Origin of the sequence: Marinobacter nauticus ATCC 49840 (assembly GCF_000284615.1) — a bacterium.
GTDB classification, from domain to species: domain Bacteria; phylum Pseudomonadota; class Gammaproteobacteria; order Pseudomonadales; family Oleiphilaceae; genus Marinobacter; species Marinobacter nauticus.
The window spans coordinates 2,309,658-2,328,697 of record NC_017067.1 but is presented as its reverse complement, the minus strand read 5'-3'; the positions used below and the strand labels follow the sequence as shown (position 1 = coordinate 2,328,697).

15 protein-coding genes are annotated in these 19,040 nt (G+C 59.0%); 9 read left to right on the top strand and 6 right to left on the bottom strand.

Going from position 1 to position 19,040, the window contains the following annotated elements:
- Positions 1-53 precede the first annotated feature (53 nt).
- The 5 genes from MARHY_RS10810 (at position 54) to MARHY_RS10790 (ending at position 5,322) form a co-directional block, all read left to right on the top strand.
- Positions 54-872 carry an NAD(P)H-binding protein gene (locus MARHY_RS10810; protein WP_014421838.1) on the top strand — a complete coding sequence of 273 codons (819 nt, stop codon included), beginning with the start codon at positions 54-56 and terminating at the stop codon, positions 870-872.
- A 151-nt stretch (positions 873-1,023) separates the two neighbouring features.
- Entirely contained in the window at positions 1,024-1,725 is a 702-nt protein-coding gene (locus MARHY_RS10805; protein ID WP_014421837.1) for a response regulator transcription factor, read from the top strand.
- A gap of 2 nt (positions 1,726-1,727) precedes the next feature.
- On the top strand, positions 1,728-3,194 hold the full coding sequence (locus tag MARHY_RS10800; RefSeq protein ID WP_014421836.1) for a sensor histidine kinase: 1,467 nt from the start codon (positions 1,728-1,730) through the stop codon (positions 3,192-3,194).
- A 96-nt stretch (positions 3,195-3,290) separates the two neighbouring features.
- Positions 3,291-4,484: a peptide-methionine (R)-S-oxide reductase MsrB gene (gene msrB, locus MARHY_RS10795; protein ID WP_014421835.1), complete on the top strand. Its 1,194-nt coding sequence runs from the start codon at positions 3,291-3,293 to the stop codon at positions 4,482-4,484.
- Positions 4,485-4,635: 151 nt separating this feature from the next.
- Positions 4,636-5,322 (top strand): PEP-CTERM sorting domain-containing protein, encoded by a 687-nt coding sequence (locus tag MARHY_RS10790; RefSeq protein ID WP_014421834.1) that lies wholly within the window; start codon positions 4,636-4,638, stop codon positions 5,320-5,322.
- Positions 5,323-5,383: 61 nt separating this feature from the next.
- Here MARHY_RS10790 and MARHY_RS10785 read toward each other — a convergent pair whose 3' ends face one another.
- The 3 genes from MARHY_RS10785 to MARHY_RS10775 are packed head-to-tail and all read right to left on the bottom strand — an operon-like array spanning position 5,384 to position 9,725.
- Positions 5,384-6,592, bottom strand: a complete 1,209-nt coding sequence (locus MARHY_RS10785; protein WP_014421833.1) for an efflux RND transporter periplasmic adaptor subunit — start codon at positions 6,590-6,592, stop codon at positions 5,384-5,386.
- A gap of 27 nt (positions 6,593-6,619) precedes the next feature.
- Positions 6,620-8,995 carry an ABC transporter permease gene (locus tag MARHY_RS10780; protein WP_014421832.1) on the bottom strand — a complete coding sequence of 792 codons (2,376 nt, stop codon included), beginning with the start codon at positions 8,993-8,995 and terminating at the stop codon, positions 6,620-6,622.
- A gap of 4 nt (positions 8,996-8,999) precedes the next feature.
- Complete coding sequence (locus MARHY_RS10775) at positions 9,000-9,725, bottom strand: ABC transporter ATP-binding protein (RefSeq protein ID WP_014421831.1); 726 nt, start codon at positions 9,723-9,725, stop codon at positions 9,000-9,002.
- A 158-nt stretch (positions 9,726-9,883) separates the two neighbouring features.
- Here MARHY_RS10775 and yghU point away from each other — a divergent pair, with 158 nt between their 5' ends.
- The 3 genes from yghU to MARHY_RS10760 are packed head-to-tail and all read left to right on the top strand — an operon-like array spanning position 9,884 to position 14,028.
- Positions 9,884-10,756 carry a glutathione-dependent disulfide-bond oxidoreductase gene (gene yghU, locus MARHY_RS10770; protein ID WP_014421830.1) on the top strand — a complete coding sequence of 291 codons (873 nt, stop codon included), beginning with the start codon at positions 9,884-9,886 and terminating at the stop codon, positions 10,754-10,756.
- Positions 10,757-10,772: 16 nt separating this feature from the next.
- Positions 10,773-13,178 carry a Lon protease family protein gene (locus tag MARHY_RS10765; RefSeq protein ID WP_014421829.1) on the top strand — a complete coding sequence of 802 codons (2,406 nt, stop codon included), beginning with the start codon at positions 10,773-10,775 and terminating at the stop codon, positions 13,176-13,178.
- The gene (locus MARHY_RS10760) at positions 13,153-14,028 is read left to right on the top strand and encodes a universal stress protein (RefSeq protein WP_226374321.1); all 876 of its coding nucleotides are present in this window, start codon (positions 13,153-13,155) and stop codon (positions 14,026-14,028) included. Before MARHY_RS10765 ends, MARHY_RS10760 begins: the two co-directional genes overlap by 26 nt.
- 27 nt (positions 14,029-14,055) lie before the next feature.
- Here MARHY_RS10760 and ftsH read toward each other — a convergent pair whose 3' ends face one another.
- The 3 genes from ftsH to ggt are packed head-to-tail and all read right to left on the bottom strand — an operon-like array spanning position 14,056 to position 18,007.
- Complete coding sequence (ftsH, locus tag MARHY_RS10755) at positions 14,056-15,957, bottom strand: ATP-dependent zinc metalloprotease FtsH (protein WP_014421827.1); 1,902 nt, start codon at positions 15,955-15,957, stop codon at positions 14,056-14,058.
- The gene (locus MARHY_RS10750) at positions 15,954-16,202 is read right to left on the bottom strand and encodes a YkoF family thiamine/hydroxymethylpyrimidine-binding protein (protein ID WP_011784528.1); all 249 of its coding nucleotides are present in this window, start codon (positions 16,200-16,202) and stop codon (positions 15,954-15,956) included. The genes ftsH and MARHY_RS10750 overlap by 4 nt, the downstream gene beginning before the upstream one ends.
- Before the next feature lie 44 nt (positions 16,203-16,246).
- Entirely contained in the window at positions 16,247-18,007 is a 1,761-nt protein-coding gene (gene ggt, locus MARHY_RS10745; protein WP_014421826.1) for a gamma-glutamyltransferase, read from the bottom strand.
- A gap of 144 nt (positions 18,008-18,151) precedes the next feature.
- Between ggt and purU the strand changes: the two genes are divergently transcribed.
- Complete coding sequence (purU, locus tag MARHY_RS10740; RefSeq protein WP_011784530.1) at positions 18,152-19,006, top strand: formyltetrahydrofolate deformylase; 855 nt, start codon at positions 18,152-18,154, stop codon at positions 19,004-19,006.
- Positions 19,007-19,040: the final 34 nt, after the last annotated feature.

Sequence of the window (19,040 nt, the reverse complement as noted above, 5' to 3'; positions counted from 1 at the left end):
TTTTTGTCCTCGTAAACTGGAACCTTCAGTGATCGTTTAACGAGGACCAAACCATGACATCAGAAGTCATCGCTGTTGTTGGCGCCACCGGTAAGACCGGTTCCAGGGTATTGGCAAAACTGGGTGAGATGGGGCTGGAGGCGCGCGGCCTGTCACGCTCTTCTCCCATCCCCTTTGATTGGGCAGACCGCAGTACCTGGGCCGCGGCACTTCAGGGAGTGCGTGCTGCCTACGTTACGTATTTCCCGGATCTCGCGGTGCCGGCGGCGGAAACGGATGTGCGTGCCTTTGTGGCGGAAGCTAAACAGCAGGGTGTGGCGCACCTCGTATTGATGTCGGGGCGTGGAGAGGTGGGTGCACGGCGGGCAGAACAGGTACTGGAAAGCAGCGGGTTGGACTGGAACGTGGTTCGCGCCAGCTGGTTTATGCAGAACTTCAGTGAAAGCTTTATGCTGCAGGGCCTGCAGGCGGGTGAGCTGGTGCTCCCCAGGCCCAACGCCAGAGAACCATTCATCGATGTGGATGACCTGGCCAGTGTGGCGGTAGCGTCGCTGACCAATCCCGCATTGAAAAACCAGGTATTGGAAGTTACCGGTCCGGAGCTGCTCTCGTTCGAGGAGTGTGTGCATGCGATTGCTGCGGCCACTGGCCGTGAGATCCGGTTTACGCCGTTACCGGTGGAGGCCTATCTGGATGGCGCCAGGGCGCTGGGTATGGCAGACGACATGGCGTGGCTGATCAACGAACTGTTTGTGAACATTCTTGATGGCCGCAATGAAAGCACCACTCAAACGGTTGAAGAAGTGCTGGGGCGGCCTGCGCGCCGGTTCAGAGACTATGTCACTGATGTTGTGCCTATGGGGGTGTGGTGATTGGGTGATCGCTTGCTTGAGGTTCGATATTGTCTGTGTCCGGAGTTTATGAAGAAGTTTATGGTTTTGTGAACTTTCCACGATAGACTCAGAGGACTGACGATAATACTGGATTGACAGCCAGTGTTGACCGAAAGGAGCCCTCAGCTGCATGCCGCGCACGGTATTGATAATCGAAGACAATCCCGGTATCGGCGAACTGGTCCGCATGCAGGTATCCGACCTGGGCATGACTGCGGTTCTTCGGGACCGGGGCGACAGCGGCCTGGCGCGTTTCCGGGACGGTGGTATTGACCTGGTGATTCTGGACCTCATGCTTCCGGGCCTGGATGGCTTGGCGGTGTGCCGGGAAATACGCTCCAGTGCGGGTTATGTGCCGGTGCTCATGCTGACCGCCAAGAGCACCGAGCTGGACAGGGTGCTGGGGCTGGAAATGGGGGCGGATGACTACCTCACCAAGCCTTTCAGCGTGGCGGAACTGTCCGCTCGCATCAAAGCTCTGTTCCGGCGCGTGGACGCGCTCTCCCGGAAGAGCTCAGCCGAAGACGATGTGGCGGAGATTGAGGCGGACGGGCTGCGGATTGATCCGGTTCGGCGCCGGGTGTTCCTGGAGTGCCGCGAGCTCGATCTGACCGCCCGTGAGTTCGATCTTCTGTGGCACTTTGCTTCCCATCGTGGCCGGGTTTTCAGCCGGGCCCAATTGCTGGATGCCGTCTGGGGGTACAATCACGACGGCTACGAGCACACCGTAAACACCCATATCAACCGCCTGCGTAACAAGATTGAGCCCGATCCGGCCGAACCGCGTTACGTTCAGACGGTCTGGGGCGTGGGCTATCGGTTTATGGATTAACCATGGGCCTTTCCGTGCTTCGAACCCTGTATGCGAGGCTGGCCATCGGTCTGTTCCTGCTGCTGTTGGTGGTGGGCGGGCTATTCACTTTGCTGAGCCTGGCCTCGGTCAGAGAGTATTCGGCTGCCGTTAACCAGCAACTGAACCGGAATCTGGCGCAGAATCTGGTCTCTGACCGAAACCTGGTCACCGATGGCCAGTTGAATCGGGATGCCCTGAAGCAGCTGTTCGAGCTGTATATGACGATCAATCCCAGCCTTGAGATTTACCTGTTGGATACCGACGGGGCCATTCTTGCCTATTCCGCCGATCCGGACCGAATCAAGCGCAATCGGGTATCCCTCGAACCAATCCAGACACTGCTCGAAAACCCGGACGCCTATCCTCTGCCGGGGGACGACCCTCGTAGTCACGATCGGCAAAAAGTGTTCTCTGTAACCCCTGTTCCCTCGGCAATCGACCCTGCCGGCTACCTTTATGTGGTTCTGAGGGGTGAAGAATTCGACCTCGCGGAGAGCATGGTGCACAGCAACCGGTTGTTGCAGATGGGCGCAGGCGCCCTGGCGGTGAGCCTGCTCGTCGGGCTCCTGGCCGGGTTGGTGTTCTTCCGAATGTTAACGCGGCGGCTGTCCCGGCTGACTGAACGGGTGGAGTCGTTTGAACGGGAATTGTCCTCTGAGCAGAGTCCTCCACTGGCCGAGAAGGGCGACGACATTGATTACCTGGCCTCTCGGTTTGATCTCATGGCGCGACGCATTGTGGCGCAACTGGATCTCCTGAAGCACAAAGACGCCCAGCGTCGACAGCTGGTTGCTCAGGTGTCTCACGATCTTCGAACACCGCTGGCGTCTATTCAGGGCTACCTGGAAGCGCTGCGGATGAAGCATGAGACCCTGGAAGCCGAAGAGCGAGGCCGGTTCCTGGCGGTGGCCCTGTCAGAAACACACCGGTTGGGCAGGCAGGTTGAGGAGTTGTTCGAACTGGCCGCCCTGGACGCCCGTGAAAAACAGCCGGATATCGAGCCGTTTGTCATGGCTGAGTTGCTCTACGACGTCGTTCAGAAGCATAGACCTGCGGCAGAACGAGCTGGTGTTGAGCTCATCATTTCGGCGACAGAGACCGAGAGCGTGCTGGCGGATATCGCGATGACCGAGCGGGTTCTGGACAATCTCATCAGCAATGCCATCGCCCATTCTCCGCGGAATACAAGAGTCATACTCACGATGTCAGTACGGGATGGTGGAGCAGCGATCACTGTTGCCGATGCTGGGCCTGGCATCCGCGAAGAAGACCTTGGCCAGGTGTTTGACCCCTTCTACCAGGCCGCGGGAGCCGAACGTACCGGGCATGCCGGCCTGGGACTTGCGATCGCCCAGCGCTTGGTCGTCCTGCAGCAAGGCAGGCTCTCAGCGCACAATGCGAACGGTGCTGTCTTTACCCTCTGGCTACCGTTAGCTTCCTCCAGCTAGCTTTCCGCTGCGTTATAGATTTGTGATAGTTGCTGAACGTTTTTGTGAATTCAGATCGCTAGGCTGTGATTATGGATTCAAGCGAGGAGAAGTGTCATGAAACGCAAAGTTATAGGCCTGTTTTCCGCCCTGGCGCTGGTTTCCGCCGCCGGTCTTTTTGCGGCACAGGTGGCAGCAGAGCGAGTGGATAGTACAGGTAATGCCTACGCACCGGATGATCCGGATCTGGCCGTGGCAACCTTTGCTGGCGGCTGTTTCTGGTGCGTGGAAGCCGGCTACGAAAAGATTCCTGGTGTTGTCGAGGCAGTGTCTGGCTACGCTGGTGGGGAAGAAAAAAGTCCGACCTATAAACAGGTCTCTTCCGGGCGCACAGGCCACACTGAAGCCGTCCAGGTATATTACGACCCGGATAAAATGACCTATGAGGGCTTGCTGGCCGGTCTCTGGCGAATGATGAATCCGACCGACCTGGAGGGCCAGTTCGTTGACCGTGGTCGGCAGTACCGGCCCACCATTTTTTACCACAACGAGGAGCAGAAGCGCCTCGCAGAGGCGGCAAAGCAGGCACTGGAGGCTTCCGGCGTCTATGACAAACCGGTGGTGATCCCCATTGAGCCGCTCAAGAGATTCTATCCGGCGGAGGAATACCACCAGGACTACTACAAGAAGAATCCGGTCCGCTACAAGTTCTATACCTTCAATTCGGGGCGTTATCAGTTTATTGAAGAGGTCTATGGCGAGGATTATGAGCTGGATTTCTCGCGCTATCAGCCCAATACCGGAGTCAATGACTCGATGCCTGCGGAGGACGATCCGACAGAAGCGGCGGCAAGCGGGGGTTTTAACCCCGAACGTTTTCAGAAGCCGGATGACAAGACTCTTCGGCAGCGTTTGACGGAAATGCAGTATGAGGTCACGCAGGAGGATGGTACTGAACCCGCCTTCAACAATACCTACTGGGACAACACCAGGGAGGGGCTTTATGTGGATGTCGTTTCCGGTGAGCCGCTGTTCTCCTCACGGGATAAGTACAAGTCCGGTACCGGCTGGCCGAGCTTCACTCGCCCGATTACGCCAGAGGCAGTGGTAGAACGTGAGGACAAGTCGTTTTTCATGACCCGGACGGAGATTCGCAGTGCCCATGCTGATTCTCATCTGGGCCATGTCTTTGACGATGGTCCGGCGCCGACGGGATTGCGCTATTGTATGAATTCCGCAGCCATGAAGTTCATCCCGCTGGAGCAAATGGAAGCCGCGGGGTATGGCAAATGGATCGACGCTGTCGAGTAAGATTGCGCGATAATAGCGTCGGAATAATTTACATGACTGGCTTTATGTTCTAATAAAGGTTTTAAATATCAATAAGATATAAATAGGCACGCTATGTGCTTCCTTGCTGGCAACGTCATTATCTCTGGAAGAACCAAATAAGGAAGTACAGATGAACAAGTTGGGCAAAGCGCTTTCTGTTGTTGCAGTGTCCGGGCTCGCCAGCGTTGCCAACGCGGGTGTTATCGAAACCGTATCTGGCTGGAATGGCTCCAGCGAAATAGCCGCCTTCGGTGAATCTAACAGTGCTACGTACGGACAAACCTTCAAGGTGGGCGGTTCTGAAACCCAGCTGGATAGCTGGACGTTCTTCCTGAACGACAGAGTTAACCCCGATTACGTGGACTTTGCTTTCTATGTAATGGACTGGGATGCTGCCACCACCCGCGCGACCGGCTCCGTGCTTTTCCAGAGTGCCGCTGTGTCCTCAACCAACAACGGTGGTCTTGATGGTATGGAAGAGTTTACCTTCAACACCGGCGGGTTGAATCTTGTCGGGGGTAACGACTACATCGCGTTTATCAGTTCGACCGGCTTGTTCGATGGCCAGACTGGTACCGCCTCTGCAGGCTCCCTGCGTGACGAGTCTGCCTATCTGGACGGTGGCTTTTTCTGGCAGAACAACGGCAATAGTGCCGGTACCTGGGATACCCAGAGCTGGAGTTCCGGGTCGAACTACGGCGACCTGGCGTTTTCAGCCTCCTTCTCGTCCGCCGCGAAAGTGCCTGAGCCAGCCAGCCTTCTTTTGCTCGGCCTTGGTCTGGCTGGGCTGGGCTTCTCGCGCAGAACGAAAGCCTGATCCCATTGAAGACGGACGCCGGCACACTATGTGCCGGCTTCGTTCCATTCAGGGGGTTGCGTTAACGCACCCGGACCTGATCGCCGTCTTCCAGGCCACGGCCGGGGTGCCGGACCACCCGAACGCCCTCCTGCAGTCCCTGCGTTACCTGGGTCATTAAACCGTTGGATGGTCCTGTCGTGACTGTCTGGCGTCTAGCCGTTTCGCTCTCAACCATGAAAACCGCAGAAGCGCCGTTGTATTCGAAGATCGCTGAGGTGGGTACCTGCAAGGTGTCTTCGCTTTGCCACAGGATAAAGTCAGCGTCCACCCGGTAGCCGTCTCCCAGCTGTCGCCACTGCTCCCGTGGGCTGACCATATCGGCAATAACCTGAACCCGTTGTTCTTCCACGCCCAGAGCGGATACATCCTCAAAACCGATAGGCTCGATACGACGAACCGTTGCTTCCAGTACCGGCCCGCCCCAGCCACTCAGTCGCACGCCAAGGCCGGGTTCCAGTTTGACGGCATCAAAACTCAAGACCTCGACCACCACTTCCAGAGCGCCAGGGTCTCCGACCTCCAGTATCGGCTCGCCGGCCTGGATGACGCCCTCGCTCTGGCGAACCAGAGCCAGAACCGCGCCGTTAACCGGAGAGCGCACGGCGACCCGCTCGGCAGGTTTCTGACCATTGGAGGACGCGGTTGAAATCTGCAGCCGGGTTTGAGCGGCGGCCAGTTCATGGGCGGCCACCTCTTCATCAAAGCGGGCGGAACGCAGGATTGCCTGTGCCCGGGCTGCCGTGGATTTCGCTTGTTGTAACTGTTCGGTGGAGACAAAGCGGGATTCTTCCAGAGCGAGCAGGCGCTGGTATTCATTCTGAGCGAACTCAGCATCAGCCTCCGCCGCCTGAACCTTTTGTTGGATGGATTGAAGTGCCGCCTGGGCGGCGGCTGCCCGAGCCTCGGCTTCGGCGCGGGTCCGGGCGTCCAGGATGCTGGCGGGCGTCGGGTCCACAAACGTCAGTAGCTCCCCGGGAATCACCGCGTCGCCTACGTCCAGCTGAACCCGGTGAATATAGCCGGCCACGGGGGAGGAAATCAGATAGCGATCTTTGACCCGGGTTTTGCCCTCTTCAAGAATGGTCATTTCCATGGGGCCGCGCTCGACGGGGGCAAGGTCAACCCAAACGGGCTCTGGCCGCAGGATAAGCGCGAAGACGATGGCTGCCACCGAGGCCATCAAAAGCCAGAAGGCCCATTTTCCTTTGGAGATGCGTTGTGTCGCCATGTTGGGTCCCATGTGAGTGTGTGTGCATTATTCCCGGGTTTTCAGAACCGCGACAAGGTCCAGTTTACGAAGTCGCCACCAGGTGATGAAGCCGGAAATCAATGCCGACAAAATGACCACGTTGGCCGCCAATGCCAGGGTTTGGCCGGTCAGGACCAGAGGAACGCGATAGAGTTCGGTCTGCATCGCGGTAACCACAAAACTTGCCAGTCCAAAACTAATCGCCCAACCCAGAGGAATTCCCAGTAACAGCAGTATGGCCAGTTCCCCGAGCAGAATGTGGGCGACTTCGTTGTGGCTGTACCCCAGTACTCTCAAGCTCGCCAGGTCTCGCCCCCGTTCGGCCAGGGAAATCCGCGCGGTATTGTAGATCACACCGAAAGCAATAATGCCGCCGAGCAGGCTGATGATGAAGGTGTAGGTCAGGAAGGTGCGCGCGAGCGTCTCGAAGAAGCTGTCGAGCATTGCCTGTCGCAGATTGGTGGCCATCACTCCCGGCGTATCCCGGAGTTCCTGGTAGACGGTGTTGGTTTGCTCCGGCGCCAGATTCATCAGCATCTGGTTCACTCTCGGGCCTTCGCGAAGCGCCTTGTTCATGGCGGCCAGATTCATGTAGGCGCCCACACCGAGGAACTCGCTGGTAACGCCAGCCACCGTGAGGTCCAGTTCCGGGCGTCGGCCTTCCAGCACTCGCACCCGAACTGTGTCTCCGGTCTCAACATTCAGGGCCTTGGCCAGAAAGTCGGTTACCAACAGGCCGGCAGCAGGAATGGCCACGTTCTCCAGATCCTGGTTAACCACAAATTGCAGTTTGGCGTCCCGGGGTAAGCCGGTGAGCACCGTGCGCCATCTGCGGTGTTCGTTAACCAGCTCTACCGTAACGGCCCGGCGTCCTTCGACGTAACGCACACCGGATTGGCGCGCCATTCCGTACAGTGCGGTCGGGTTGACCGGGTCGGTGAGTGTGGCGGTCAGGTCCTGCTTCTGCACCCGGGCGAATTGGGTGTGCACCATCAGCGAAACAGAGCTGAACTGGAAATTGCCAACCACCACGATGGCCGTGGCCATGGCAATGCCAAATACCGAGAGGGCGGTTCGGCCTGGCTTGCGGGCGAGCTGCCTCACGATCATGCGTGAAGGCTGATGAAAGCGCACCCAGCCCAGCAGCCGTTCGGTAACGGTAACCCGGTATCGGGCGGGGCTCTCGGGCTGCATGGCTTCCGCCGGGGGCAGGGCGGCCGCAGCGCGGATGGAGCGCCAGCCGCCGAGCAGTGCAACTGCCAGGCTGATCAGGGCCAGTAACGCCAGCCACCAGGGATTGATTCGGAACAGTAGCGAAGGAAAGCGGTAGTAATCCATATACAGCTCTCCCAACCGATGCCCCAGCCAGAGGCCACTGGCGCAGCCGATGGCAAGCCCGGTAAAAGCAATGGCCAGCACCAGTTGGCTGTAGTGCCAGCCGATCTGGCCATTGCTGTAGCCGAAGGCTTTGAGAATGGCGACGATTTCCCGCTGGGTACTGATCAGGCGTGTCACCACCACATTGAGCAGAAACATGGCGACGCCCATAAAAATGGACGGAAAGATAATCGCCATGGCCTTCAGCTGCTCGAGCTCGTCACTGAGAAAACGGTGTGAGAACTGGTCAGCCCGGGCGAACGCACCGGTACTGCCGTAGCGCGCCAGCAACCGGTCCAGTGGGTCGATCACATCTTCCACAGGATGCCGTTGGTCGATCTGCAGTACCAGACTGTTGAAGGCACCCCGCATGTCCATGGCGGCGGCCAGTGCTTCCTGATTCAGCCAGAGCACGCCAAAGCGCTGATAATCCGGCAGCATGCCCCCCGGAGGTATCACGTAGATGAATTCCGGCGACTCGACAATGCCCACGATTTTCAGGGTTTGTTGTCGGCCATTGATGATGGCGTTGAAACTGTCGTCCAGAGTGAGCTGGTGCGCATCCGCGAAGCTGCCAATGATTGCGACTTCATTGGCGTGGGTGGCGCTTGGCAGTCGACCTTGCCGGACATACAGCTGGTTTACCTCGGGTTGGCCGGTCGGAGGAACAGACACCAGGTGGGCCGACACAGGTTCGTCGTAATCGGGGAGATTGAGCTTCGCGGCGCCTTCCACCCGGCCGCTCAGGCGGTTCACACCCGGTAGCTCGGAAACCGTTTGCAGCACATGGCGGGGGGCCCGTTTTACCGAAACGAATACATCCGCAAACTGGTGCTCCTGATAGTACTGATCCCGGGTGGCTGTCAGGGAGGAGTAATTGACCAGGGACATCAGGCAAACCGCGATCCCGCCCGCAATCACCAGCGCGATCGCCAGCAGCTGGCCGCGCATCTGCCAGATTTCCCGTCTCAGTTTGGTGTGCAGTACGCTCGGCCCGAAAATCATGGCATCACCAGCTCAGGGTGTTCGGGTCCTGGCGTTCTGAGTTGCGGTGCTCACCGCTGATCACGCCATCCGAAAGGGTGATTACTCTGTCCGCCATGTTCGCGATTGAAGCATTGTGGGTGATGATCACTGTGGTGGTGTCGGTTTCCCGGTTGGCCCGTTCCAATGCCGCGAGGACCAGAATACCGGTGGCCGAGTCCAGGGCTCCGGTAGGCTCATCGCACAGCAGCACCCGGGGTCGCTTGGATATGGCTCTGGCAATGGCCACTCTTTGTTGCTCGCCACCGGAAAGCTGAGCCGGGAAATGGTCCAGGCGACTGGCCAGGCCCACCATGTCCAGGGCTTCTTCCGGCGCCATGGGGTCTCGGGCAATCTCGGTCACGGCGATGACGTTTTCGCGGGCGGTAAGGCTGGGGATGAGGTTGTAGAACTGAAACACGAACCCGACATAATCCCTGCGATAGCGGGTAAGCTCCCGGTCTGAGGCGCCGGCCAGATCGATGTCCTGATAACGAACTTCGCCGGTAGTGGGCACATCCAGTCCGCCCAGAATGTTCAGAAGCGTGGATTTGCCTGAGCCTGAGGCGCCAAGCATAACTACCAGCTCCCCCGGATAAAGGCTGATATCGACCCCCCGCAGGGCATGCACTTCCACATCGCCCTGACGGTAGGTTTTGGTCAGGCCTTTCGTTTGAAAGACAGGAGCGGTCCGGTCGGCGTGACACGCCATGGCAGGTTCCATTGCAGTCCAGTTGATCCAGAGCCGAGTATAGCCCAATACCGATGACCGATTATTGATCCCGCGCAGACGTATTCCACGTGCGTACCCGTGCCGGATTCGGTTACAGTCATGCCACTAACCCTGTAAAGCCAATGGGAGAAAACGGAATGAGTGACCCAACTTACACACCTCCGAAAGTCTGGAAATGGGATCCGAACAACGGCGGCAAGTTCTCTAACATCAACCGCCCCATCGCCGGCCCTACCCATGAAAAAGAGCTGCCAGTGGGGGAGCATCCGTTCCAGCTTTATTCCCTGGCAACGCCCAACGGTGTGAAGGCAACGGTCATGCTTGAGGAGCTGCTGGAAAAAGGCATCAAGGAGGCGGAATATGATGCCTGGCTGATTCGAATCACCGAAGGGGATCAGTTCAGCAGCGGGTTCGTGAAGGTGAATCCCAACTCCAAGATCCCTGCCATGCTGGATCGCAGTGTGGACCCGGCCATCCGGGTTTTTGAGTCTGGTTCCATTCTGTTCTACCTGGCGGAAAAGTTTGATGCGTTTCTGCCCAGGGACCCGGCCAAACGCACAGAAACCATGAACTGGCTGTTCTGGCAGATGGGCAGTGCGCCTTTCCTGGGAGGCGGCTTTGGTCACTTTTATGCCTACGCGCCAGAAAAGTACGAGTACCCCATCAACCGCTACACTATGGAAGTGAAGCGCCAGTTGGACGTGCTCGATCGTCAGCTGGCGGATAACCAGTACATTGCCGGTGATGAATACACCATCGCCGACATGGCCATCTGGCCCTGGTACGGAGCCCTGGTGAAAAACATGGTGTACGAGGCGGCCGAATTCCTGGAAGCCCACACCTATACCAACGTGGTTCGCTGGACCGACGAGGTGTCCAAGCGCCCGGCAGTTAAGCGTGGCCGTATGGTGAACAAGGCCTGGGGCGATCTTGCCTCCCAACTGCACGAGCGGCACGATGCCAGCGATTTTGATTTGCGCACCCAGGACAAACTGGAAGGCAACGCCTAAGCCATAAGGAGGACGGATGGCTCTGCCCGACGCACTTACCGAAGACCGGATCTACCATCGGTGCCCGCTGGACAAACTGGATTTTGAAACCACGGAAAGCCTGGAAGATCTGGCTCTGCCCTTCGGTCAGGACCGGGCACTGCGTGCCCTGGAATTCGGGGCCAGCATGAAGGCCCAGGGGTTTAACCTGTTTGTGTTGGGGCCCTCCGGTGCCGGCAAGCATGAGCTGGTACGGCGGGTATTGGCCAGCCATGCCGCGGAAAAACCGGTGCCGTCGGACTGGTGTCATGTGTTCAATTTTCAGCAGTCGGACAAACCCGGGGCCATTGAGCTGCCGCCGGGGGAGGGGCGCTTGTTCAAGGCCGATATGAGCGAACTGGCCAACGAACTGAAGACCACCATACCGGCCACCTTTGAAAGCGAGGAATACCAGGCCCGTATTCAGGAATTGCAGGAAGAGGTTACCCGGCGCCAGCAGCAAGGTCTGTCTGAGATTCAGGAAGAGGCAAACGCCAACAATATAGCCATGCTCACCACCCCGGCCGGTTTTACCTTCGCGCCCATGCGCAACGGCGAGGTGATTGAACCTGAGGAATACAAGACCTTCTCCGATGAGGAAAAGGAGTTGGTCGAATCCAAGGTGGAAGACCTCCAGAAAAAGCTGCAGCAGGCCATCCAGCAGGTGCCCCGGCTGCGCAAGGAAGTCCGGGAGCGGGTCCATGCCCTGAATGAGGAAATGGTTCAGCTTACCCTGGGCGGCCCCATGGGGGAGCTGCGCGAGAAGTGGGGGCACGTGCCGGCCGTGGTCGCGCACCTCGACGCGGTGCGAGAGGATGTGGTGGAGCATGCCGAGGCGTTTCAGGATACTGAAAACGGCGCACCGGCAGGGTTGTTGAACCGCTACCGGGTGAACCTGCTGGTGGATAATGCCGAGACCCGTGGGGCCCCCGTCATCTATGAAGATCTTCCCAACCACCAGCACCTGGCAGGTCAGATCGAACACCGGGCCCACCAGGGTAACCTGTACACGGATTTCACCCTGATTCGGGCCGGGGCTCTGCATCGGGCCAACGGGGGCTACCTGATCCTCGACGCCCGGCGGGTACTGTCGCAGCCCATGGCCTGGGAAAGCCTCAAACGCATACTCTTTTCCGGCGAGATCCGCATCGAATCCCTGGAGCGCCTGTATGGCCTCGCCACCACGGTAAGCCAACAACCGGAGCCGATTCCGCTTTCGGTAAAGGTGGTGCTGCTTGGCGACCGGATGCTGTATTACCTGCTGTCCCACTACGATCCGGACTTTCTGGACCTGTTCAAGGTGGAAGCGGATTTTGAAGACGACATGGAGCGGGATGAGGCCAGCTACTTACTCTACGCCCGGATGATTGCCACTATGGCCCGGTCGGCTGGTGTAAGAGCCCTGGACAGGGAGGCGGTTGCCAGGTTGATTGAACACGCGAGCCGTCTGGCCAGCGATCAGAACAAGCTGACGGCCCATGATCGTGTACTGAAAGATCTGCTCACCGAGTCGGACCACTGGGCTGGTGTGGCCAACAGCCCGCAGGTGTGCGCCAGCCATGTTCAGCAGGCCATTGACGAGCGGGACTACCGGGCGAGCCGGGTCCGTGAGCGCAGTCTGGAGCAGATTCGCCGGGGTGTGGTGATGATTGCCACTCAGGGCGAGCAGGTGGGGCAGGTGAATGGTCTGTCGGTACTGCAGCTAGGCGCCACCCGCTTTGGTCAGCCCACTCGCATTACCGCCACGGCGCGCCCTGGCAAGGGCCAGGTGGTGGATATCGAGCGGGAAGCCAAGCTTGGTGGGCCGATCCACAGCAAGGCGGTGATGATTCTGTCCCGGTTCCTGGCCAATCGTTATGCGCCGATGAATGAGCTGTCACTGTCGGCCAGTCTGGCCTTTGAACAATCCTACGGTGGCGTGGAAGGGGATTCTGCCTCGGTGGCGGAAACCTGTGTGTTGTTGTCCGCCATCGCCGGCGTTCCGCTCAAGCAGTCCCTGGCGGTTACCGGCTCCATGAACCAGCATGGTGAGGTGCAGGCGGTGGGTGGCGTCAACGAAAAGATTGAAGGCTTCTTCAATGTCTGCCGGCAGGACGGCGGCGTAAACAGCCAGGGTGCCTTGTTGCCGGCCAGCAATGTGGAGCATCTGATGTTGAATGAATCGGTGCGGGAAGCGGTGCAGGACGGAAGGTTCTCCATTTATCCCGTTACCCATATCGACCAGGCCATTGAGTTGTTGACGGGCTTGGAGCCGGGGCAACCGGATGCTGATGGCGTGTTCCCTGAGGGCAGCTTTAACCGACGCGTGGCAGACAGGCTGGCCGCGTTTGCCGAGGTTGGCAAAAGCAAGGACAAAGACACGGGTCAGGATAATGGCAATGGCGGACACAACGGTCAGTCATAAAACTCCGGAGCCAGACCCCGCCGTAGCCCGGCGGATATTGGTGTTGCTGGATGGTTCCAGGCGGAGTCTGGCAGCCCTGGAGGCTGCGGCAGACATTGCTCGTGCGCAGCAAGCCGAAGTTCTGGGTATCTTTGTGGAGGAAGTAAGCCTGCTGCGTAGTGCCGGTTACGGTTTTGCCCGGGAAGTGGGCCGGAGTTCCGGCGTGGCGAGGCCCATGGATGTCGACGCTCTGGAAGTCCGTATGCAGGCAACTGCAGAGAAGCTTCGCCGTACTCTCGAGCGAACCCTGGCGCCCTGGGGTGTGGCCCAGGCACTGAGATTATGCCGGGGTGAAGTGGTAGAGCAGGTATTGGGGCTGGTACAGCCTGATGATTTGTTGGTGCTCGGCGGGGCTGGCTGGTCCGGTATTTCATCTTTCAGGCTGGGCTCAACCGCGCGGGGCCTGTTGCGGCAGGCGCCGGGAGATGTGCTGTTGTGGCCGGAATCGCGCTCATTACCACCGGGCAGGGTGGTGGTGTTGCTGAACCACGATCAGGGCGCGAATCATCGGGCTGTGCGGGTAGGCGTGGAGCTGGCCAGGCGTGGGCAGCGGGCGCTGACGGTTCTGGTGCGCTCAGACGCCGCTGATGATCCCGAATTGCTTGAGGAGCTTGCAGCCATGCTTGAAGCCGGGGGCATTGCTGCCCGGGTCAGGCGTTTGCCCAAAGCCGGTGCTGCTGCCATGGCGAGGGCCGTGCGGGAGGAGGGAGCAGCACAGCTGGTGATCAGCCGTCAGTGCAGCCTGTTTGAACAGCAGGGCGCGGAGTCCCTGCTTTGCCAACTGAATCTACCGGTCACCATCACGCCCTGAGCAAACCGCTGTTGTGCCGGCAGTTGTTCAGGCGGTCTCCCGGCTGCGAGCTTCCTCCAGCACCTCGGTTATTTCCCCGGCTGACAGGGTTTCCCTTTTCATGACGGCTCTGGCAAGGGCATCCAGTTCCTGCCGGTGTTCGGTCAGGAAGCTCACGGTAAAGGCTTCAAAGGCCAGTAATTGCGACTGGATTTCCGAGTCGATCATTTCCGCGAGTTTTTCGCTGTACTCCCGGGGCGCGCCCATTTCCCGGCCAAGGAACACATGTTCTTCGCCGATGCCCAGGCCCAGCGGGCCGATCTTTTCGCTCATGCCCCACTGGCCGACCATTCGTCTCAATAGTTTGGTGGCTTCTTTCAGGTCATTCTGGGCGCCGGTGCTGACCTCTCCGTAGATGATCTTTTCGGCAGAACGCCCGCCCAGCATCACCTTGATGCGGTCCTCCAGGTAACTTTCGGTGTAATTGTATTTGTCTTCTTTCGGGGTCTGTTCGGTCACTCCCATGGCCATGCCGTGGGGAATAATGGTGATCTTGGTGAGAGGATCTGCCTTGGGCATGTAATAGGCCATAATGGCATGCCCGCATTCGTGGTAGGCCACGGCTTCACGCTCTTCCGGTGTTAACTGGGCGTCCCGTTCCTCTCCCAGAATCAGGCGATCGTGGGCCACTTCAAAACAGTGGTTGTTTACCTCAACGAGGTTGTCGCGGGCGGCTGTAAAGGCCGCTTCGTTCACCAGGTTTTTCAGGTCGGCGCCGGAGAAGCCGGTCGTGCGCGCGGCCACCTGCGTCAGGTCCACATCCGCAGCCAGCGGCACCTTGCGCACATGTACCTTCAGAATAGCTTCCCGGGCCTCCCGGTGAGGGCGGTCCAGGGTGATTTTCCGGTCAAACCGGCCCGGGCGCAGCAGAGCGGTGTCCAATACATCCGGGCGGTTGGTGGCGGCCAGCACAAGAACGTTCTCATGGGCCTCGAAACCGTCCATTTCCGTGAGGATCTGGTTCAGGGTCTGTTCGCGCTCGTCGTGGCCGCCCCCCAGGCCAGCTCCCCGTGAGCGTCCGACGGCGTCCAGCTCATCGATAAAGATCAGTGCCGGGGCTTCCTTGCGAGCCGTCTGGAACATGTCCCGAACCCGTGCCGCGCCAACGCCCACGAACATTTCGATGAACTCGGAGGCACTGATGCTGAAGAAGGGAACTTCCGCCTCGCCGGCAATGGCCCGCGCCAACAGGGTCTTGCCGGTGCCCGGCGGGCCAACCAGGAGAACCCCCTTGGGCATGACGGCGCCCAGGCGACGATACTTATCCGGAGACTTCAGGAAGTCGATAATTTCCGAAATGTCCCGTTTTGCGGACTCAATGCCCGCCACGTCGTTCAGTGTCGTGGTGGAGGTTTCCCTGCGGGCGCGGCGGGCCCTGGACTTGCCATAGTCAAAGGGGCCGCCGCCCTGAGTCATGCGTTTCTGGGCGGCACCCCAGAACCAGAACATCAGCGCCAGTAACAGGATCCAGGGCAGGAAGCCCAGGATCAGCTCCTGCCACCAGGGGCGGCCGGAGCGGGAGCCCCGAACCAGGACTTCCTGTTTTTCCAGTAGTGGTAGCAGCTCCGGGTCTTCCACCTGTGGCCTGAGCGTTATGAAACTGCTCGACGGTGGACGGCTGTCGTTGGCAAACCGGCTGGCACCGGAATCCGTAAAGCGTCCGCTGATCTCTTCGGTGCGCAGGGTAACTTCGGCAACCTGGCCGCTCATGACGGCCTGTTTGAACTCGGAATAGGCCAGTTCCTGTTGTTGCTGTTGGTTATTGCCCTGTAGCCACAGGAACATCAGGAAAATGGCCGCGCTCAACCACAGAAACGAGTACTGGTTGGGTATCGTCGGTTGCGGCTGCGGTGTCTGGTCCTGCTTTCCGGGTTCGTTGCTGGGTGTCATTTCGGCCTCCGGTCACCCTCCATGATTTTTGCTACAAACACCGATTTTCCGTAGGTCTCGAAAGACCATTTCATGGTGTCTGAGAGCACCTTCATCACTTCGTCATACTCGCCGAAGATCTCGGTACTCATGCGACCAGGGTGGACCTCAAGGCTGGTCTGTTCCAGGCGTGCAATCAGATCCCAGATCGGTTGTTTGTAGTCGTCCTTGAGCGGATAGCAGCTCAGTTGTACGGAAAGATACATCAGTTACCTCCTGTCCGGGATGCGCCCGGTCAATATTGAATGGCTCAGAATCCCATGGCAGACGAAGTGCTGCGCCGGGGATCGGCTCCGCCGTAAAGCGTGCCGTCTTCGCCAATCAGGATGCTCTGGATGGCACCCATGGCCGAGCCGGTGTTGATGGTGTGCCCTCGCGCCCGGAGCAGATCCAGAGTGTCCGGGCTGATACCCTGTTCCACCCGAATCTCGTCCGGTAACCACTGGTGGTGGATGCGCGGCGCACTGACGGCTGTCTGTATGTTCATATTATGGTCGATCACATTCATGATCACCTGCAAGGTGGTGGTGATGATCCGGGAGCCGCCGGGGCTGCCGGTTACCAGGAAATTGCGGTCGTCCTTTCGTACGATGGTCGGCGACATGGAGCTGAGCATGCGTTTACCTGGCTCCACCTTGTTGGCTTCGCCGCCGATCAGGCCATAAGCATTGGGAACCCCCGGCTTGGCGCTGAAATCGTCCATCTCGTTATTGAGCAGAAAGCCGGCACCGGCCACGGTAATGCCCGAGCCATAGCTGAAATTGATGGTGTAGGTGTTTGATACCGCGTTGCCCCAGCGGTCCACCACCGAGAAGTGTGTGGTCTCCGGGCTTTCCCGGGGCCCAGGTTTTCCAGGCGCGATCTCGCTGGCGGGCCGGGCCTTGTCTGCCTTGATGGATGCGCGAAGTTGGTCGGCGTAGCCCTTGCTGGTCAGCCCTTGCAGCGGCACAGCTACGAAGTCTGTATCCCCCAGGTATTCCGAGCGATCTGCGTATGCCAGTTTCATGGCCTCGGCCATGTGGTGGATGGTGTTTGCGGAGTTGTGCCCCCAGTCGCCGATGGGGTAGTCCTCCAGAATGTTGAGGATCTGCACGATGTGAGTGCCGCCAGAGGAGGGCGGCGACATGGAGTAGATATCAAATCCCCGATAGGTGCCGTGGACCGGCTGGCGAACGGCGGGTTCATAGTTGCGCAGGTCTTCCAGAGTAATCAGACCCTCGCCCCGTTGCATTTCCGCCACAATCAACCGGGCGGTTTCTCCTTCATAAAAGCCTTTTATACCCTGCTCGGCAATGCGCTGGAGGGTGTCGGCCAGTTCCGGCTGGCGAAATACTTCGCCAGGTTGTGGGGCCGATCCATCCTCTCTATAGAAGGTTGCGCGGGTGGCTGGCCAGCGTTCAAGGCGGTCCCGGGCCTGCTCCAGGCCTTCGGTGAATCGGTGGGGTACCACAAAACCCTCCCGGGCCAGTCGAATCGCCGGGGCCAGGGCCTGGCTGAGGCTCAGGGTGCCGTGCCGCTCCAGTGCCAGCGCCAGCCCGGCTACGGTGCCGGGTACCCCGGCGGCCTTATGGCTGAACCGGCTGCGCTCGCTCACGACATTGCCGTCCTGATCCTGAAACATGGTTTCGGTGGCTGCAGCCGGTGCGGTTTCGCGATAATCAATGGCTTCCGGGGCATCGCCGTTACCGGGCGAGTAGACCAGAAAGCCGCCACCGCCAATATTGCCGGAACGGGGTTGGGTGACGGCCAGGGCGAAGCCGGCGGTAACAGCGGCATCAATGGCGTTGCCCCCGTCTTTCAATACCTTCAGGGCAACCTCTGTGGCCAGGGTGTGGCTGGTGGCAACCATACCCTGGGAGCCCTGTACCGGATGGAAGCGCTCCCCTTCCAGAATGGCCTGTTCGTTGGCGTTTGTGCTACTGGCAAGCAGGAAAAGCATCAGCGCGGCTGTCGCTCTCCAGAGCCGCCTGTGGCTGATTTTCGAAGCGGGGCTGTAGATCACTCTGTCCATGGTCGGATTCCTCGTTTCTGGCTGTCAGATAGGCTATCATAGCCGGTCATTTTTACCGGTGCGTACCGACCATCGCCGTGAATGTCCGGTTTGTGGTTTCCTGTCGCGCCCGCTTTCCCCGGATTCAAGTTAAGGAAAGGCTTCATGGAGCATACCTATCGTCTTGTTATTTCCTGCCCGGACAGGGTCGGGATTGTTGCCAAGGTGAGTAATTTTCTGTCCACCTATAACGGCTGGATTACCGAGGCGAGCCACCACTCCGATACCCAGGCCGGCTGGTTTTTCATGCGGCATGAAATCAAGGCCGAATCGATACCGTTCGGGCTGGATCAGTTCCGTGCCGCCTTTGAGCCGATTGCCCGCGAGTTCAACATGAACTGGCACATTGCCGATTCCGCGCGCCCCAAGCGGGTTATCCTGATGTGCAGCAAGGAATCACACTGCCTCGCCGATCTGTTGCACCGCTGGCACAGCAAAGAGCTCAACTGCGAGATCGTTGCGGTGATTTCCAACCACGATGATCTGCGCCGTATGGTGGAGTGGCACGAGATTCCTTACCACCATGTGCCGGTGAGTAAAGAGAACAAGGCTGAGGCCTTCGCCCATATCGACGAGCTGTTCCAGCAATACGAAACCGACGTGGTGGTCCTGGCCCGTTACATGCAGATTCTGCCTGCCGAGCTGTGCGGAAAGTACTCCGGCAAGGTGATCAATATTCACCACAGCTTCCTGCCGTCGTTTGCGGGTGCCCGCCCATACCATCAGGCCTACAGCCGGGGTGTGAAGCTGATTGGTGCCACCTGCCACTATGTCACCCAGGATCTGGACGAGGGCCCGATCATCGAGCAGGACGTCATTCGGATCAGTCACAGCGACTCCATCGAAGACATGGTTCGCCTGGGTAAGGATGTGGAGAAAAATGTTCTGGCCCGGGGCCTGCGGTCCCACATTGAAGACCGCGTGATTACCTACGAAAACAAGACCGTGGTGTTTGATTAAGGCTTTACCACAGTTGCCCCCGGTGGGGGCGGTC

Bases quoted from the DNA above. Each gene is read 5' to 3' on its own strand.
- MARHY_RS10785 (WP_014421833.1), bottom strand. From the start codon at position 6,592: ATGGCGACACAACGCATCTCCAAAGGAAAATGGGCCTTCTGGCTTTTG.
- yghU (WP_014421830.1), top strand. From the start codon at position 9,884: ATGAGTGACCCAACTTACACACCTCCGAAAGTCTGGAAATGGGATCCG.
- MARHY_RS10750 (WP_011784528.1), bottom strand. From the start codon at position 16,202: ATGTATCTTTCCGTACAACTGAGCTGCTATCCGCTCAAGGACGACTAC.
- MARHY_RS10800 (WP_014421836.1), top strand. From the start codon at position 1,728: ATGGGCCTTTCCGTGCTTCGAACCCTGTATGCGAGGCTGGCCATCGGT.
- MARHY_RS10810 (WP_014421838.1), top strand. From the start codon at position 54: ATGACATCAGAAGTCATCGCTGTTGTTGGCGCCACCGGTAAGACCGGT.
- ggt (WP_014421826.1), bottom strand. From the start codon at position 18,007: ATGGACAGAGTGATCTACAGCCCCGCTTCGAAAATCAGCCACAGGCGG.
- MARHY_RS10780 (WP_014421832.1), bottom strand. From the start codon at position 8,995: ATGATTTTCGGGCCGAGCGTACTGCACACCAAACTGAGACGGGAAATC.
- MARHY_RS10760 (WP_226374321.1), top strand. From the start codon at position 13,153: ATGGCGGACACAACGGTCAGTCATAAAACTCCGGAGCCAGACCCCGCC.
- MARHY_RS10765 (WP_014421829.1), top strand. From the start codon at position 10,773: ATGGCTCTGCCCGACGCACTTACCGAAGACCGGATCTACCATCGGTGC.
- MARHY_RS10790 (WP_014421834.1), top strand. From the start codon at position 4,636: ATGAACAAGTTGGGCAAAGCGCTTTCTGTTGTTGCAGTGTCCGGGCTC.
- purU (WP_011784530.1), top strand. From the start codon at position 18,152: ATGGAGCATACCTATCGTCTTGTTATTTCCTGCCCGGACAGGGTCGGG.
- MARHY_RS10775 (WP_014421831.1), bottom strand. From the start codon at position 9,725: ATGGCGTGTCACGCCGACCGGACCGCTCCTGTCTTTCAAACGAAAGGC.
- msrB (WP_014421835.1), top strand. From the start codon at position 3,291: ATGAAACGCAAAGTTATAGGCCTGTTTTCCGCCCTGGCGCTGGTTTCC.
- MARHY_RS10805 (WP_014421837.1), top strand. From the start codon at position 1,024: ATGCCGCGCACGGTATTGATAATCGAAGACAATCCCGGTATCGGCGAA.
- ftsH (WP_014421827.1), bottom strand. From the start codon at position 15,957: ATGACACCCAGCAACGAACCCGGAAAGCAGGACCAGACACCGCAGCCG.